The sequence below is a fragment of the Paenibacillus tuaregi genome, from assembly GCF_900086655.1.
Classification (GTDB): Bacteria; Bacillota; Bacilli; order Paenibacillales; family Paenibacillaceae; genus Fontibacillus; species Fontibacillus tuaregi.
The window spans coordinates 3,843,053-3,859,764 of record NZ_LT575476.1 but is presented as its reverse complement, the minus strand read 5'-3'; the positions used below and the strand labels follow the sequence as shown (position 1 = coordinate 3,859,764).

The 16,712-nt window shown below is 52.1% G+C and carries 10 protein-coding genes; 8 read left to right on the top strand and 2 right to left on the bottom strand.

Annotated features, from left to right (window positions below):
• Window positions 1–3 precede the first annotated feature (3 nt).
• Complete coding sequence (locus BN6628_RS17255; protein WP_068619589.1) at window positions 4–1,746, bottom strand: DEAD/DEAH box helicase; 1,743 nt, start codon at window positions 1,744–1,746, stop codon at window positions 4–6.
• Window positions 1,747–2,083: 337 nt separating this feature from the next.
• Here BN6628_RS17255 and BN6628_RS17250 point away from each other — a divergent pair, with 337 nt between their 5' ends.
• The 8 genes from BN6628_RS17250 to BN6628_RS17215 all read left to right on the top strand — a co-directional run bounded on the left by BN6628_RS17250 (window position 2,084) and on the right by BN6628_RS17215 (window position 15,563).
• Entirely contained in the window at window positions 2,084–4,864 is a 2,781-nt protein-coding gene (locus BN6628_RS17250; protein WP_068619587.1) for an adenosylcobalamin-dependent ribonucleoside-diphosphate reductase, read from the top strand.
• Window positions 4,865–5,947: 1,083 nt separating this feature from the next.
• On the top strand, window positions 5,948–6,889 hold the full coding sequence (locus BN6628_RS17245) for a carbohydrate ABC transporter permease (RefSeq protein ID WP_068619586.1): 942 nt from the start codon (window positions 5,948–5,950) through the stop codon (window positions 6,887–6,889).
• A 25-nt stretch (window positions 6,890–6,914) separates the two neighbouring features.
• The gene (locus BN6628_RS17240) at window positions 6,915–7,751 is read left to right on the top strand and encodes a carbohydrate ABC transporter permease (protein WP_068619584.1); all 837 of its coding nucleotides are present in this window, start codon (window positions 6,915–6,917) and stop codon (window positions 7,749–7,751) included.
• A 147-nt stretch (window positions 7,752–7,898) separates the two neighbouring features.
• A complete protein-coding gene (locus BN6628_RS17235) occupies window positions 7,899–9,233 on the top strand; it encodes an ABC transporter substrate-binding protein (RefSeq protein ID WP_068619582.1) in 1,335 nt (444 codons plus the stop codon).
• Window positions 9,234–9,302: 69 nt separating this feature from the next.
• On the top strand, window positions 9,303–11,066 hold the full coding sequence (locus BN6628_RS17230; RefSeq protein ID WP_162272659.1) for a sensor histidine kinase: 1,764 nt from the start codon (window positions 9,303–9,305) through the stop codon (window positions 11,064–11,066).
• The gene (locus BN6628_RS17225) at window positions 11,041–12,654 is read left to right on the top strand and encodes a response regulator transcription factor (RefSeq protein ID WP_068619579.1); all 1,614 of its coding nucleotides are present in this window, start codon (window positions 11,041–11,043) and stop codon (window positions 12,652–12,654) included. The genes BN6628_RS17230 and BN6628_RS17225 overlap by 26 nt, the downstream gene beginning before the upstream one ends.
• Before the next feature lie 121 nt (window positions 12,655–12,775).
• Window positions 12,776–14,863, top strand: a complete 2,088-nt coding sequence (locus BN6628_RS17220; RefSeq protein ID WP_068619577.1) for a right-handed parallel beta-helix repeat-containing protein — start codon at window positions 12,776–12,778, stop codon at window positions 14,861–14,863.
• Window positions 14,864–14,888: 25 nt separating this feature from the next.
• Window positions 14,889–15,563 (top strand): hypothetical protein, encoded by a 675-nt coding sequence (locus BN6628_RS17215; protein WP_068619575.1) that lies wholly within the window; start codon window positions 14,889–14,891, stop codon window positions 15,561–15,563.
• Window positions 15,564–15,581: 18 nt separating this feature from the next.
• On the opposite strand, the gene BN6628_RS17210 is transcribed toward BN6628_RS17215, so the two are convergent.
• Window positions 15,582–16,622: a LacI family DNA-binding transcriptional regulator gene (locus BN6628_RS17210; protein ID WP_068619574.1), complete on the bottom strand. Its 1,041-nt coding sequence runs from the start codon at window positions 16,620–16,622 to the stop codon at window positions 15,582–15,584.
• Between the last annotated feature and the right edge of the window lie 90 nt (window positions 16,623–16,712).

The window sequence follows — 16,712 nt, the reverse complement described above, 5'->3', positions numbered from 1 at the left end:
GTCTTAGCCTCCTAAGAGCTGCTCCAGATTTCCCTCTTCTTCTTGGGAATCTCCGGCGCTAATCACTTCTTGTTTGATCGAATCCAGGGACTGCCCAAGCGACTCCACCTGTTTCCTGAGCTCCTCATCGCTCTCGGACTCCAGCATGATCTTGTACAAGCTTTTCTCCAGTGAGTGCTTCTTCTCAAACCGTTCGAGGATGACATCCAGGCTCCCGATGACGGTCTCGAACATGTTGATCTTCTCATGCAGAAGATTCAGGATATGTTCTTCAATCGTTCCGTTTGTGGACAGGTTGTAGATCCTGACATCGTTTTGCTGGCCGAGTCTGTGAACGCGCCCGATTCGCTGCTCAACACGCATGGGGTTCCAGGGCAGGTCAAAATTGATCATGTTGCGGCAGAATTGCAGATTGATGCCCTCTCCGCCAGCTTCGGTAGCGATCATTACCTGGGATTTCCCCCGGAACAGATCCATCATCCAATCCTTCTTGCCCCGGTTCATCCCGCCCCGGTAAGGAACTGCGGACAAGCCGCGGTCCCGGAAGTAATTGAGCAGGTACTCCTGGGTGGCCCGGTATTCCGTGAACACGATCACCTTCTCATTCATCTCCCGGATAAGCTCCATAGTCTTCTCCGCTTTGGTATTTTCTTTGATAGCCTTGATGACATGAACCAATTCCCAGATCTGGTCTCTGACCGGGGAATCGGGGGCCAGCTTCTTGGATAAATTGACCAGTGTGACGAACACCGCATCCCGGCTGCTGCATACTTCCCGCTGTAGTGTAACGAGGGAGAGCATGCTGCTGAGATTGCCGCCGGACGCCTGGTATTGGCCCTTAATGAAGGAAGTAACCCCGTCATACAGCGCTTGTTCCTCTGGAGAGAGTTGAAGCGGCACATTGCGAACTATCCGCTTGGTGAAATTAAGCTGTCCATCCCCGCGCCGGTTGCGGATCATAACCTTGGCGAGTTCACCTTTTAGTTGGTCCTCATTCTTGACTACCCGCTTATCCACCACAAAATTCGCCGAGAAATCCCCCTGCCGGCCTAGCTGCCCGGGCTTAAGAAGGGTAATAAGATTAAACAGCTCATCCAGATCATTTTGCACAGGTGTGGCGGTCAGCAGAAGACAGTATTTTTTGCGGAGCTTCAGCATGAATTGGTAGTTGGTAGTCTTCTTGTTCTTCAGCTTGTGGGCCTCATCCACAATGACCAGGTCATATTCCTGACCCAGCAGAATTTCCTTGTGGGGATCACGTTTGGCTGTATCCATAGAGGCGACCACAATATCGGACTGCCAGGAGTGCGCCTTCTTCTGGGCGGTTGCCGTGATGCCGAATTTGGAATTAAGCTCTCTGACCCATTGCAGCACAAGGGAGGCCGGGACCAGGATGAGGACTTTGCGGACAAGGCCGCGGATGAGATATTCCTTGAGAATGAGTCCTGCTTCGATTGTCTTGCCCAGGCCTACTTCATCAGCCAATATAGCGCGTCCCCGCATCTCGAACAGCACCTTCCTGGCCGTATCCGTCTGATGGGGGAGAGGTTCAAGTCCATGCAGATGCTTCAGACACTGCATTTCTTCGAAATCTGTTACTAGAGCGGCCTCCTCAGACTGTATGGCTAGTGAGAACAAATCCCAGCTGTCCCATGGTCCTCCCTTGCCCAACCGGGTATCAAGCTGGTTGTACCAGGAACGGTCGAATTCCACTTTCGGGAGATCAGCTTCTCGCTGTGTATTCATGCTCTAGTTCCGTCCTTTCATAGATACTCATTGAGGCAGGGGCTGATGCTTAGTTCCCTGGGTCACGAGTACAAACCCAGGCCGTCTGAATTATAATGAGATGTAGGGTTAGTATGGACGAAAAAAAGCCTATTCATAACTTGTGCGAAACAGAGGAAGAATGCGTGATAGGCAAATCTCTCTTACGGTGCTTTTATCCGGGATTGAGGATATGACGAATATCACAATACTCCGATATGTGGTGTAGTATGATAATGGATGCTCAATATGTTGTGGTATTATACCTATTTGGCTGTAGAGCTAATGAATATATAAATGTTCAGGAGGTTGTTGCAAAATGAGTGGTACACTGCATCATCAACGTCTGACAGGCTTGAGTGAGAAAATATTTCTTGACCGTTATGCCTGGAAAAATCCCGATCCGAGTCATGCCGCGGTAGGTGATACTGTGCTGGTTCTGACGAAGGATGACCCTAAGTTTCCTACCAAGGAAGTCGGAGAAATCATTAGCCGGGAAGGCAGCTGGGCTACCGTGCTGACACGCAGCGGGGAGCAGGTCGTTACCGAGGTGGAGAAGCTTACCCTAAATATAGAGAAGACCCCTGAGGAGATGTGGGACCGGCTGGCCAAGGCCATGGCCTCGGCTGAAGCAACCCAGGAACTGCGGGAAGAATGGGAGCAGCGATTCAGATATATTTTGGATGACTGGAAGCTTGTTCCTGGGGGACGGATCGCGGCAGGTGCGGGAGCGAGTGAAGAACTTACGCTGTTTAACTGTTATGTGATTCCGTCGCCTAAGGACAGCCGCGGTGGAATTATGGAGACCCTTTCAGAAATGACTGAAATTATGGCCCGCGGGGGTGGAGTGGGGATTAACTTAAGCTCCCTGCGGCCGAGAAGAGCGGTAGTTAAGGGAGTTAACGGAACCTCAAGCGGAGCCGTCTCCTGGGGCGGGCTGTTCAGTTATACAACTGGCCTGATTGAACAGGGCGGGAGCCGGCGGGGTGCGCTGATGCTCATGATGAATGACTGGCATCCCGACATTCTTGATTTTATTACCGTGAAGCAGACGATGGGCCAGGTTACGAATGCGAATCTGTCTGTCTGCATCAGCAATGACTTTATGAATGCGGTTAAGCAAGACCTCGATTGGGAGCTGGTATTCCCGGACACGTCGGATGATTCCTACACGGATACGTGGGACGGTAATCTGGAGAAGTGGAAGGAGGCTGGCGGCAAAGTCATTCACTACCGCACCGTGAAGGCGCGGGAGATCTGGGACATTATTATGGAGTCGGCCTGGAAATCCGCAGAGCCGGGAGTCGTATTCATGGAATATTACAACCAGATGTCGAACAGCTGGTATTTCAACCCGATTATCTGCACCAACCCATGCGGAGAGCAGGGTCTGCCTGCTTGGGGGGTATGTAATTTATCCGCCATTAACCTGTCCAAGTTCTATGATGAGCAGCATCACGATGTTGACTGGGAGGAGCTGGGGCGTGTCGCGCGGGATTCTGTCCGTTTTCTTGACAATGTGATTGACACGACTCCTTATCATTTCGAGGAGAACGAGAGAAACCAGAAGAACGAGCGCCGGGTGGGGCTCGGAACGATGGGACTGGCGGAGCTGATGATCAAGCTGAACATCCGCTACGGAAGTCCAGAGTCCCTTGATTTTCTGGATCGCTTGTATGGGTTCATCGCGCGGGAGGCTTATCTCGCTTCGGCGGAAATCGCGGGGGAGAAAGGGGCATTTCCGGCTTTTGATGCAGAGAAATATCTGCAGAGCGGGTTTATGAAGTCGATGGTGGAGACTTACCCGGAAGTGGGGGAGGCTGTGCGTGAGAACGGGGTTCGGAATGTAACGATTATCACGCAGGCTCCTACAGGAAGCACCGGGACGATGGTAGGCACATCAACGGGAATTGAGCCTTACTTTGCTTTCAAATATTTCAGACAGAGCCGGCTTGGCTTCGATGAGCAATTTGTGCCGATTGCCCAGGAGTGGATGGATGCGCATCCGGAGCAACCGCTGCCATCTTACTTCGTCACGGCTATGGACTTGTCCGCCGAGGATCATATTCGGAGCCAGGCTGCTATCCAGCGCTGGGTGGACAGCTCGATCTCCAAGACGGCGAACTGCCCGGCTGATTTTACTATCGAAGAGACGAAGCGCCTGTATGAGCTTGCTTTTGACCTGGGCTGCAAGGGCGTAACGATCTACAGGGATGGAAGCCGGGATGTCCAGGTGCTTCAGACTGAGAAGAAGGAGGCGCCGCAACAGCCCGAGACAGCAGTATCCAGCGGCTCTGAATCCGAGGGAATGGGGCTGAACGCTGATCAGAACCAGCTCCGGAAGGAGCAGGATGGCGAAGCAGCTGCTAAAGCCGCAGCTGTAGAAGATCAGCTTGAACGAATCATTGCCGAGAAAGCGGAAGGTCAGCGTTCCGAAGCGTCCGACCGGCTGATTGAGGTGGAGGGCTCGGGGATACAGAACCTGCTGCAGAGCGGACAAACTGTGGAGCTCAGTCCTTCGGGCAAACCGGGCTCTAAAGTCGTAGACAAGCAGTATAAGAGCCGCCCGCAAGTGTTGCGGGGCGCCACGTACAAGATGAACACCCCTTTTGGCATGGCTTATATTACGATTAATGACCTGGACGGCATTCCAGGGGAGATCTTCCTGAATGTCGGGAAGGCGGGCTCAGATGTGTTTGCCATGGCGGAGGCGCTTGGCCGGGTATGCTCTCTGTTCCTCCGTTATGGAGATCACGGTCATAAGGTTGAGCTGCTGATCAAACACCTCAAGGGAATTGGCGGCTCCGGCGCGATCGGATTTGGCCCGAATCGGGTGGAATCCATTGCGGATGCGGTAGCGAAGGCACTAGAGACGCATGCCCAGCAGTCCTCATCAGAGATCGGTGGCCAAGGACTGCCTGCCCCTGATGAACTCGTGGAACAGCTGCGGCATGAGCAGCAGGTACAGGCAGGGTCTAATGCCTCCGGCTTGGTCCAAAGCGCTTCCCGTGATTTATGCCCTTCATGCGGATCAGCCTCGCTGATCAACATGGAAGGCTGCCGGACCTGCAGCAACTGCGGATACAGCAGATGCTCGTAGGACGGTCAAACTGTTCGAAATGATTCAAGCACCGATCTTAGCTTCGATCCCGAGTGATTCTGAAGAAGCGGAGCGTCCGCCTTTGTCTCCGAAATGCCCCACTGGAGTTCTAGTTCAAGCATTTCGGAGACAACAGTGGTCGTAAGAACACTAGGCATCACAGCGTCCGAAAAGTATACCCCCATAAGTTCATTTTATATAGTGAGAAAGAAATTTCATGATTAATGATTAATGAAATTATATGCATTGTTATACAGATATTTATTTGTAGCGTAGACTGTCTGCCGATGATATTAGAAGCTTAATTTGGCTAGTCAAGGATTCCAAGAGGATAGCCGTCATCGAGGAGATATTGGCTTCAAATAAATCAAACAACATACAAACCAATGAACATTTTACAAAGATGCCGTCCTGAGGTGCTTACTACAGGACGGCATCTTATTTTTTGACCGGAGCGCCCCACAGATTCTTCGCTGCCAGTGCTGTGGCATCGTGATCGGCGATGACGGCTTTGAAAAGCTGTATGTGAACGAGAAGCGGGAAACCGGACATCAATTCGCTTAAGACGACTTATTCAGTAACCCGGCATGGGGGTTTTAGTACATCCCCCTTCGCGAGAGGAGCTGATAAGGAGACATTCACATGAAGGTAGGGCTTTATTTCTGTTCGTGCGGTAACAGCTATGTGTCAGACTGCTCCTATAATGAGGCTCGCTGTCTCAGCTGCAGCGCGGATCTCAAAATTGAATTGGAACGACCAGCAAGCAATTGTCGAAATTGGATGATCGTATCAGCTGGGACACCTTTGGAAACTGTTCAGCAAGGTCGCGTTCGTTACGAAGGACGAGGGCTTGACCGAGCGGTTTCTGCTTTGGCTGGAGACCACCCATCGCTTCGTAATCTGGCTTTGGTTCGCCGAGTGTTGCGCCGGTGCGCCGGTCGCTTTTTTACGTATAGCACGCTGCAAATCCCCCCCTTCGATACAGGTCAAAATAATGCACATCAAAGAGTCGCAAGGCTGTACCGCAATGTCCGAAGCCTCTTGATACAATGAATCCACATATTTAATAGGAGGTAAGCGCAAATGAATGATCAAGTGATTGCCCGCGATACGGTCGCGGCTGTCCATCCAAAAACCTATTGGACGCGCAAGCGGCGAGAGCAATGGGCCGGGTGGATCTTTATCGCGCCGGAAGTCATCGGCCTGATCGTACTTTCTCTGTTTCCGCTGATCTCCAGTCTCGTGCTCAGTTTTACGGAGTGGAACCTGGTAGGCGGCTTGTCGGCGATCCGGTTTATCGGACTGGACAATTTCGTTCAATTGTTCAAGGACGATCATTTTATCCTTGCTCTGAAGAACAATGTATGGTTTACGGTCGGTACAGTACCGCTCACGATGCTGATCGGCATCGTACTGGCTGCGCTCATTCATAAAAAGCTGTATGCGAAGACGTATTTTAAAGTGGCCTTTTTTATTCCGTATATTTGCTCGACCGTCGCGATTGCCGCCGTATGGCAGGCGCTCTATCACCCGTCCAAAGGACCGCTGAATCAAATGCTGATGGATATGGGGATGTCTAACCCGCCGCGCTGGCTGGTCGATACGAGCTACTCGCTGATCGCGATTATGGTCATCTATATTTGGCAGGTTCTCGGTTATCAGATCATTATTTTTCTGGCTGGGATGTCCAACATTCCGGAGGAATTGTACGAAGCCGCCAGAATCGACGGCGCGACCGGCATTCAGCAGTTCAGGCGCATTACCGTTCCGCTGCTGGGGCCGACGATTTTTTTTCTGGCGATCACAAGCATCATTTCTTCCTTCAAGGTGTTCGATCTGATTAAGTTTTTGACGAACGGAGGCCCGAACTATGCGAGCACGGTCATTGTGTACCAGATTTATGAGGAAGGGTTCGAGCGTTTCCAGATGGGGTATGCTTCGGCCATGTCGTGGGCGCTGTTTATGATGATTCTGCTCGTCACCTCGATTACCTGGATCTCGCAAAACCGGAAAGTCCATTACTAGTACCATATGAAAGGAAACCCATGCGATGCTATTGACTAGGTTTAAGACAAGCAGGCTGATATTGACCCTTTTCTTTGCGGCATTATCCGTATTCTTCCTGCTGCCGCTGTTCTGGATGCTGTCCGCCGCCACCAAGACGGAACGGGATGTATGGACGTTCCCGATTCAATGGATTCCGAAGGAATGGAATTTGGTTGAAAACGTCAAAGCCGTATGGCTGGGCGACGTTTCCTTCGGTTTGTTCTATATGAACTCGATCAAGATTGCGGCCATCTCCACCCTGGCGACAATCCTGATCTCTTCCATGGCCGGGTACGCGTTATCCAAATTGGCGTTCAAAGGCCGGGGACTGGTGTTCAGCCTGATGCTCGCATTCATGATGATTCCGGAGCAGGCTACTTTAGTTCCTCGTTATATTATGATTAAGGAAATAGGGCTGTACGACACGCACACCGCACTGATTGTGATGGGGATATTCTCGAGCTATTTTTCATTCCTTCTGCGCCAATTCATGGTGGGCATCCATAACGATTTGCTCGAAGCGGCGGAATTGGACGGCGCGGGATTCTTCCGCGTATTTTGGAACGTCATGCTCCCCTTAAGCAAGCCGATCTTGGCAACGGTAGGTATCATCAAATTCATCTGGACCTGGAACGATTACCAAGGGCCGCTCATCATGCTGAATTCGACAAAGCTATTCACGATTCCGCTAGGCATGCAATTTTTCCAGGAGGAATTCGGCACGCGAATCGCGGTGATGATGATGGCTTCCGTAGCGGCGATCGTTCCGTTGATCGTACTGTTCCTCATGCTGCAAAAACAGGTGATAAACGGAATTGCGATCGGCGGGGTGAAAGGATGATTTGCACTTGGCAGCCAACTCGGCTTGCGTAGACCGAGCGGGTCAGGTCAAAAATGTATACGCTAACAACTCAATTCTGTAGATGGTATAGGCCGTATCAAGGGCTGTATAATGAGCTTGCAACATCCACTAAAGGGGGAAATGATCTTGAAGAAAACAGCATTGTGGGCAACGATTCTGCTCGTGGTTCTCTCCATGGCCGCATGCGGAAGCAACAACAGCAATAACGCATCCGGGACGAATGCATCCACGGCAAGCGGGCAGGCAGCGGGCAAAGAACAGATCAAATTCTACACGTTTAAAGCGAACAATCCGGATGAGCCGATATACAAGGCCGTTCAGGCGTACAATCAATCGCAGGACAAAGTGGAAGTGGAATACGTCTCCCTCGTGCAAAACAGCAACAGTACGGATTTTGTGAAAAAATTGGACATTATGATCGGAAGCGGCGAAGTCATTGACGTGTTCATGACCGGCAATGAAGATGAAGTGCTTGAACGGGCTTCGAGGGGCGTCGTGGAACCGCTGAACGCGTATTTTGACAAAGAAAAGGTGAAGCCGGAAGACGAATATACAAAGTTAGTTAAGTTCGATAATCAAATTTACGGTCTCTTGACGAGCTCGACGCAATGGCTCACCGTATTCAACCGCGAGCATCTGGAGAAGGCGGGTCTTAAGCTTCCCGAGATGGGTTGGACGTGGGATGACTTCCGCGATTATGCCAAGAAGCTGACGGTGGACGGACATTACGGGACGTACTTCCACACCTGGGGCGAATACGCCAACGTCATCGCTTATACCGAACGCCCAAATCCGCAGCTCGATGCGGACTTGAACCCGATCTTCGACGATCCTTCCTTCAAGTACTTCTTCGAACTGCGTCGCGAGATGGAGGAGAAAGACAAGAGCGTGGAGCCATATGCGGATGTGCTGGCATCCAACTACCATGTCCTGCAGCAGTTTTTTGCCGGCAATGCCAGCATGCTGGCGGTGCCTAGCTATGTCGTACGTGCCGGCCTGAACCTGCAGAAGTTCCCGCACGACTTCCAGATGGTATACGCGCCGATTCCGCAATCCGTCGATTCGAAAGAAGTCGGCATGACCAATATTTCCGGCGCTCCGATTGCGATCGGCGCAAAATCGAAGCATAAGGAAGCGGCTTACAACTTCGTGAGATGGATGTCGAAGGAATCTTCCAAGTACACGAACGATGTTCCCGCCTACAAAGGTGCCGATGGAGCCGCGATGATCAAAGACTTTTACAAAGATAATCAGAATCTGATCGACACCGAATCGTTGACCAAGACGTTGTTCGATCCGCGTATCAAAGTGCCGAACGCGTTCAGCGTGCCTTATGGATCCGAATTGAAAACCATCGTGGAGAACGGCTTCTCCAGTTATATGCTGAATCACCTCAGTTTCGATGAAGTGAAGACGACCATGACAAATGAAGTGAAAAAAGTGGTCGATGCGAACAAATAAAGCGGTTAACGGACGGGCAGTCGGCCTGGGATAAGTTATAATAAAGCGTATTATGGGATTTCGGGGTGGTTGATCGATGTCATGGAATGGTTAAGCCGATTTTCGTTTCACCGCAAGATGCAGTACTCGTTCCTGATGCTTATTCTCTTGCCGTTTATTGCCGTAACCTTTTGGGCCTATTCTTCGGTCAAGCAGAACGTAAGCGATAAACTTGCTCGTTCCAACGAAGAAACGCTGACGGTCATTGCGAATCAATTGGATAAGACGATCGACAGCATCTCCTTCGCATCGGTATATTTCTCCAAAACGTACAATCCGGATATTTTGGAAAGCTTTCGGCATCTGAAGGATGCCGAAAGCTTTGCTGATTTCGCGACTTTTCAATCTTACATGCGGCTCGATTCCGTCGCCGATCTGTTGATGATGCAATCGGCGGATGCCAACTTGAAGATGATGATCGTAAATAAGAAAAACCGGATGATCATGGGCGATAAATCCGTTCCCGTATTCTCTGTGCTGCCGCCGTCCTTTTTGCGGGAAAGCAGTCGACTCGATCAGAAGGAAACGACTTCCCTGCAATGGTTTGCTTCCGGCGAGGCAGAAGTTGCTCCCGACTACTTTTATGCCGCCAGCTTCATCGTCGATCCGCGCAATCGCGAGAAGCTGGCGACCATGTTCGTCGGGATCCCCCAATCGTATTTCCACGGCTTGCTGGACACCGGCAATCCCGACATGAGTTTCGCGCTCGCCGACCGGTCGGGCGAGATCATTGCCGTTAAAGGCAAGCGCGTGCCCGCAGATTCCGGTGGCATGCTGACGACAAGGGTTTCCATACCGAAGACGGGCTGGGAACTCACCAGCATGCTGCCTCGAACCTTTATCGACAGCCAGATTAACCGGGAGTTTTTGGTGTCCTTATCGTTGGTGGGCTTGTTTTTCTTCGCGTTCCTCATTCTGTCCCTGTTCTGGGCGGACCATATTAACAGACCTATCAGCTTGCTGCGTCGGAGTGTCAAGCAGTACGTCGGGGGCAAGCGCGATGTCCGTATTCCCGTAAAGGGCAAAGACGAGGTGGCCGTTCTATCCGCCGCGTTCAACCAGATGCTGGACGACATCAACGGACTGCTGCAAAAGGTGGAAAGCGAGCAGGAGGAGAAAAGCAGGATCGAGCTTAAAGCGTTGGCGGCGCAGATTCGGCCGCATTTTCTCCTGAATACGCTCAATTCGATCAAAGTCAGCTTGCTGCTGAGCGGGGATGAACCGCACGGAACGATGATCGACGCATTGATGAAGCTGCTGCGAGCCTACGTTCATATTGACGAACCGCTTAAGCTTGCCGAAGAGTGCAAGGTGCTCGGAAGCTATGTGCAAGTCATGCAAATTCGCAACCGGATGCACATTGCGTTCGATTACGAGCTGGGAGAGGGAACGGAATCGATCGAGCTGCCGAGGCTGCTTCTGCAGCCGATCGTCGAGAACGCGATCCAACACGGATTGTCCGCCAGGCCGGAAAATCCGACCATCGATCTGAGCGCCGCGATTCATGACCGCATGCTGGTGATCGCCATCGGAGATAACGGCAGGGGGCTCAGCGAGGAGAACCTCACCCGTTTGAACCGGAAGATGCTCGGGATGGCGGACGAGCTGCCGTGGCAGCCAGAGAAAGGCGTAGGCCTGGTCAACACGGCACGCCGTCTGCAAGTGCTGTACGGGGATCAGGCGCGGCTGAAGGCGGCGGCTCGCGAAAGCGGCGGTACAATCTTTACTTTTTACATCCCGATCGCGATCAGAAAGGAGACGGATAATCATGATGAAGGTCATGCTGATCGATGACGATGTTCCGATGCTGGAGTATGTGGCGTATTTGCTGGAATCTCTCGATATGGAGCTGAAGCTCGTGGCATCGGCTTCCAGCAGCGATCGGGCGCTGGAGGATTTTCATGAGACGCTGCCGGACGTCGTCATCATCGACATCGGCTTACCGGGCATGGATGGATTCGAGCTCGCCGAAGCGTTTCGGATGGCCAAGCCGGAGGTACGGCTTGTATTCCTGACCTGTTATGAAGATTTCCAATATTCCAAACGAGCGTTCCAGCTCGAAGCCGACGATTATTTGATCAAGGATGAGTTATCGATCGAGCAGCTGGGGACAAGTCTGCGGAAAGCGGAAAATCGATTACGCAGTAGAGAGGAACTGCTGGAACGATATTCGCTCCGGCAGACGGTCGAACGCAACAAAGAGGTGCTGCTGCAAAGCTTGCTGGCGCAATTGCTGTCTCCTGGAATTGATGCCGGTCAGATGCTCGTATTAGGAGAACGGCTTGGTATATCCTGGAAACTTCCATATTTTCGCCAAGGCTTCATACATGTCGACGCCGCTTCCTTGATCGAGCGCTACGGCTACGCGGATGTACGTCTGATTCATTTCGCGGTGAACAATATTGCCATGGAATTCTCTGCAGCGCATGGGGCGATTACGCCAATTTTAACGCAGGAATCGGGAATTTATCTCGTGTGGAATGTAACGAGCCCTGATGTTTCCTATCAGCCGCTGATCGATTTTATGGAATCGGTTCGTTCAAAAGTAGAGTACTTTTTGAAAATCAAGGTAAGAGGGTTTTATGCGGAGCAGACCGTGCCGCTGCAGAAATTCGATACCGTATATAAATCGCTGAGCGAACGTCGGGACAACCTTTTCTATGAAAGCAATCCGGAAAAAACGGCCATTACCGCCGTGGGACAAACCGGAGGATTCCGGCAAATGCCGGAGCGGGGATGGGAAAAAGAACGAAGCATGCTGTCGCTGGCGCTCGAGGAAGGCAATGCCGCATGGATCGATTTGGCCGTCAATCCTTGGATTCAGCAGGTCGTCGCCGAGAGACTCCTGCCACGGGTGGTCAAAGAAATTTGCAGCGACCTCGTCCGTCACATGATGTTCGAATCGAAGGGCATTGCCGAGAGCCGCTTTTTCATTCTGCTGGGTCAGGCCGTACACGTCGAGGAAGCCGCCCAATTAACCAAACGGGAACTGCGGAATCTATGGAGACAGCACACGCTGGCACCGGTATCCGGTCAGGAAAAAGAGATTCGGCTGCAAGAGATCGACCGGTATCTCGACGAACATATCGACCGTATGGTCTCCTCCTTGGAAATGGCGAATCACCTGCATCTGAATGCCAGTTATTTTTCGCGTTATTTTAAAAGGATGACAGGCGTCAATTTTACTGATTACGTCAACCAATTCAAGATGAATATGGCGATTACGATGCTCAGCCAGCCGAACGAAACGGTGGAAAACGTGGCGTACACCCTTGGTTTCTCCAATCGGGCCTATTTTTCCAAAGTGTTCAAAAAATACAGCGGCAATAGTCCAAGCGAATATAAGTTCCAGAACAATAGCTGCAGAGAAAGGGAGGGATAAAGTCAAAACTTTGCACCTCAACAGGCAATGAGAATGTACGTGCTCGACAGGCGTTTGCATTTATGATGAAGCTACGGGGAGGAGGACTTTAGCATCGGTAAAATAGGAGGAACGATGCCGAATGGAGAGACGAAGAAGAGAGGTACTGCCTTTGCTCGCGTTGGTTAGTTTTCTGTTGGCAAGTCTGATGCCAGCCGCATCGCCGGTAGCCATGGCGGCGGGCACGACGTATTATGTGGACGCCGCGCAGGGTAACGACAACGCTTCGGGAACGAGCGCAACGTCGGCATGGAAGACGCTTGCCAAGGTGAACGCGGTAACTTTCGCACCGGGAGACCGCATTTTGCTTAAAGCCGGAGGCGTGTGGAGCAACCAATATTTAGACTTGAAGGGCTCGGGAGCAGGCGGAAGCCCCATTGTCGTGGATCGTTATGGAAGCGGTTCCAAACCGATGATCCATTTCGGCAATACGAGCGTAAACGGGGAAGGATTCGGCGTTCGACTGCGCAACGTATCCTACTGGGAGATCAATAACCTGGAGATCACGAGCGGTGAGCAGCCGACGGATATGAGGCGAAGCGGCGTTCTTGTCGTAGGAGAAGGGACCGGAGCCGGGAATTTCAGACATATTTACATCAAGAACATCGACATTCATGACGTGTTTGGCACAGATCGCCGTACGGGAGGCATCAATTTTCATGCAAGAGGAACGAATACGTCCGTCGAGAGCACGTGGGACGACATCCTGATCGAGAATAACACGATCGTCAACGTGGCGGATACGGGCATTCAGACGATGACGGATGCGTTCTCGAACAGCGGTTGGGCGCATAAGTACGACGCATTCAAGAATGTCGTCATCCGCGGCAACTATGTGGAGAAAATTCACCGTGACGGTATTCTCGTTCGGGCTGCCGTGGCGCCCCTCATTGAGTATAATACAACCAATGCAATTGGAAACGCTTGCAGCGTAAACGCCGGCATCGTGAACTATTTAGACCACATTGCCGTAGTCGCGGCACAGTGGGCGTACTATACGACGGGAGCGGTGTTTCAATACAACGAGGCATTCGATACCCGCAAGCTGGAAGGCGACGGTCAACCGTGGGATTTTGACATTCAGGTAACGGGAAGCGTTTACCAATACAATTACAGCCACAACAATCAGGGCGGCACGCTGCTCGTGATGAACAATACAAACGACAACACGTTCCGTTACAACATCAGCGAGAATGACTTCGACGGTAACGGCGCATTTAACTTGGTTAACGGAGGAGGCAATCTTTACGTTTACAACAACGTTATTTATCGCTCCGGAACGCAGAACCAGGTGCTGACGCATGCCAGCGACACCGGGATGGCTTATTATACGAACAATATTTTCTACAACGGAGCAAGCGGACAATATACCAATAGCCCTAGAATGACTTACGATCATAACAGCTTCTACGGCTTGAACGCCAGTGTGCCAAGCGATCCGAACAAAATCGTTGGCAACCCGCAATTCGTAAGTCCGAATACGGCTACTGGCCGTGCCACGGCGGACGGGTACAAGCTTCAGTCGACTTCTCCTCTGATCAATGCAGGAGCGGCGGTTGCCAATAACGGCGGCAAGGACTTTTATGGAAACGCACTGTACAAGGGAGCACCGGACATAGGGGCCTTCGAATACCCTGGCTCAGTCACACCGCCGGTGACGCTTCTGTCCGATGATTTTGAAGACAATGATATCAGTGATTGGACGGTCTCCGGCGGCTCCTGGGGGACGGCGATGGATGGAAGTGTGACGCTGTCGCAAAATACGTCCGCCGGTGAAGCGGTGGCTTATAAGGGGAACGGAACCTGGAATGATTATACGTATTCGGCGCGAGTCAAGCTGCTTACGGCTTTCGGCAACGTTGGGCTGCTATTCCGGTACGTAGACAATGCCAATTACTATTTGTTCCGCCTGAACGACAGTGGGGACAAGGTTGAGCTGTACAAGAAAAGCGGAGGCACCATGACACTCTTGAGCAGTGCCAGCTGCACGGTCAACCCCGGCCAATGGGCGGCGATGAAGGTGAACGTCGCCGGTCCTTCCATAACCGGCTACGTAGATGATGCTAAGCTTGTCCAATGGACGGATTCATCTGCGCTATTGGCTGGCAAAATCGGCATTCGCATGGTGTCCAGTACAGCCCGGATCGACGACGTAAAAGTCGTGCAGTAATGCGAATCCAAGGAGGGAAGAGGCGATGGTCAGGACCGATCGGAAAATACCTTATGTATTTCTGGTAGCGGGATTAATCGCAGCGCTCGCGCTGGTGTGCCTCGCTTCAGGATCGTTCGGATTGTTGCCCGCTTCCTCTCCAAACAGAGTTGCAGAGCACGCTCAGCCGACGAATGGTGATGCGGCGGTGGCGCTGGTGAACGGTGATGCCGTGACGCTGAAGGAGTTTAAAGCCCGGATGCCTAGGCTGCGCGGGGAGATCATGACGTACTGCCAGCAGACCTACGGCCTGGAACCCAACGAATCGACATTTTGGAGCGCATCCTGCGGCGGGGAATCATCGCTTGAGAGGCTGAAGGAAGCGACGCTGCGTCTCCTGGAAGAAGATCGGATTCGCGAACAAGCAGCGGTTAAGGCGGGACTTCATGCTGCAATCGGTTATGACGCCTTTCTTGAGGCGTGGGAGACGGAGAACCGGGAACGCGCCAGGCGGGTTGCCGCCGGCCAGGTCATCTTCGGTCCTCGCGAATTAAGCGAAGCGGCTTATTACCAATATGTCGTTGCCAACACGGTTCTCACCCTCAAGCAGTGGCTGCTGGAGCAAAAGGGCGAAACGAATTATGAGAGATGGATCGACGAGCAGCTTAAGCAGGCAACGATAGAGCTGAACCGGCAGCTGTATGAGAAAATTGCGCTGTGAAGTCCGGCTTACACAATCTTATTCAGCAGGGGCCTCCAATACCGTCGACCCTCTGTGGAATCCGCCTTGGAGCCGGATATGCTCATAGGGAAGATTCGGATTGGATAGTCTCCACAGCATGCGGTCCGCTCCGCGAACGCCAACTTCCTTGACAGGCATCTCAGGCCTGGTCAAATCCGGCAGGTGCGCATTCGGCGCATGCTCCAGACCGATCAGGGAATAGTCGCTTGGAATGTGGCGGCCCAGCAGGCTGCATCCGTAATACACCCAGGCCAGATCCTGCTCAAGGCCGGAGAGAATTGCGGTCGGTCTCTCCCGTATGAGCAGCTCCGACAGCATGGCGGTATACCATTCCTTCGATCCTGCCCGGGTCAGGTGACAGTCTTCTTCCGCGGACAATCCGGCCGAATTCATCGCTTCCTGGAATGCCTGCCAACGCAGCCGGAAGCCTCGATGCAAACGGATATCTCCGATATACAGAATCCGCCGGTGTCCCCGATCCAGCAGGTATCGCACGGATTGATGAACGGCGGAGGAGACGTCCCAGATCAAACTGTCCACTTGGGCGGCGGGCGGATAGTTGAGCAATATTTTAGTAACGGGCAAGCGTAACAATTGTTCTTCGATTTTTGCGGTGATCATCGGGGTTAGAAAAAGACCGTCTGTATAGTGCAAACCGTTTGTGTCTGCCCAATCATCGAATGCCGCCTCGGATCCTTGGTCCGGCGGCGCAAACAGCATCTCGAGCTTATGACCAAACTCAGCCAGCCTCGATTGGACCCCGTCATATAACTTCTGATGAATAAAGACAAGTCCCTCATGCGGGACGATAAACGCGAATCTCCGGGGCTTCGAGGAATAAATCGGAATTCGTTCCACCGCCAAGCCCCGCTCTTGTTCCTTTGTCCGGTATCCCAATCGGGCGGCCAGCCCGATGACTTCGCTGCGCGTCTCTTCGGACATGCCCGGCAAGCCGCGAAGCGCCTTGGATACCGTATGGACGGTCAGCCCCATCTGATCGGCTATCGTTTGCAGCGTGATCTTCTTCTTATTCGGCATGATGAATTCCCCGCATTCGCTTCTTCTGCTTACATTATAGGGAAAAGTGAAACAAAAATGAAACTAAAAATGAAGCTTTGATGGCGGTAC

Coding starts and splice junctions, on each gene's coding strand:
- BN6628_RS17220 (WP_068619577.1), top strand. CDS start 12,776: ATGGAGAGACGAAGAAGAGAGGTACTGCCTTTGCTCGCGTTGGTTAGT.
- BN6628_RS17245 (WP_068619586.1), top strand. CDS start 5,948: ATGAATGATCAAGTGATTGCCCGCGATACGGTCGCGGCTGTCCATCCA.
- BN6628_RS17210 (WP_068619574.1), bottom strand. CDS start 16,622: ATGCCGAATAAGAAGAAGATCACGCTGCAAACGATAGCCGATCAGATG.
- BN6628_RS17215 (WP_068619575.1), top strand. CDS start 14,889: ATGGTCAGGACCGATCGGAAAATACCTTATGTATTTCTGGTAGCGGGA.
- BN6628_RS17225 (WP_068619579.1), top strand. CDS start 11,041: ATGATGAAGGTCATGCTGATCGATGACGATGTTCCGATGCTGGAGTAT.
- BN6628_RS17255 (WP_068619589.1), bottom strand. CDS start 1,746: ATGAATACACAGCGAGAAGCTGATCTCCCGAAAGTGGAATTCGACCGT.
- BN6628_RS17240 (WP_068619584.1), top strand. CDS start 6,915: ATGCTATTGACTAGGTTTAAGACAAGCAGGCTGATATTGACCCTTTTC.
- BN6628_RS17250 (WP_068619587.1), top strand. CDS start 2,084: ATGAGTGGTACACTGCATCATCAACGTCTGACAGGCTTGAGTGAGAAA.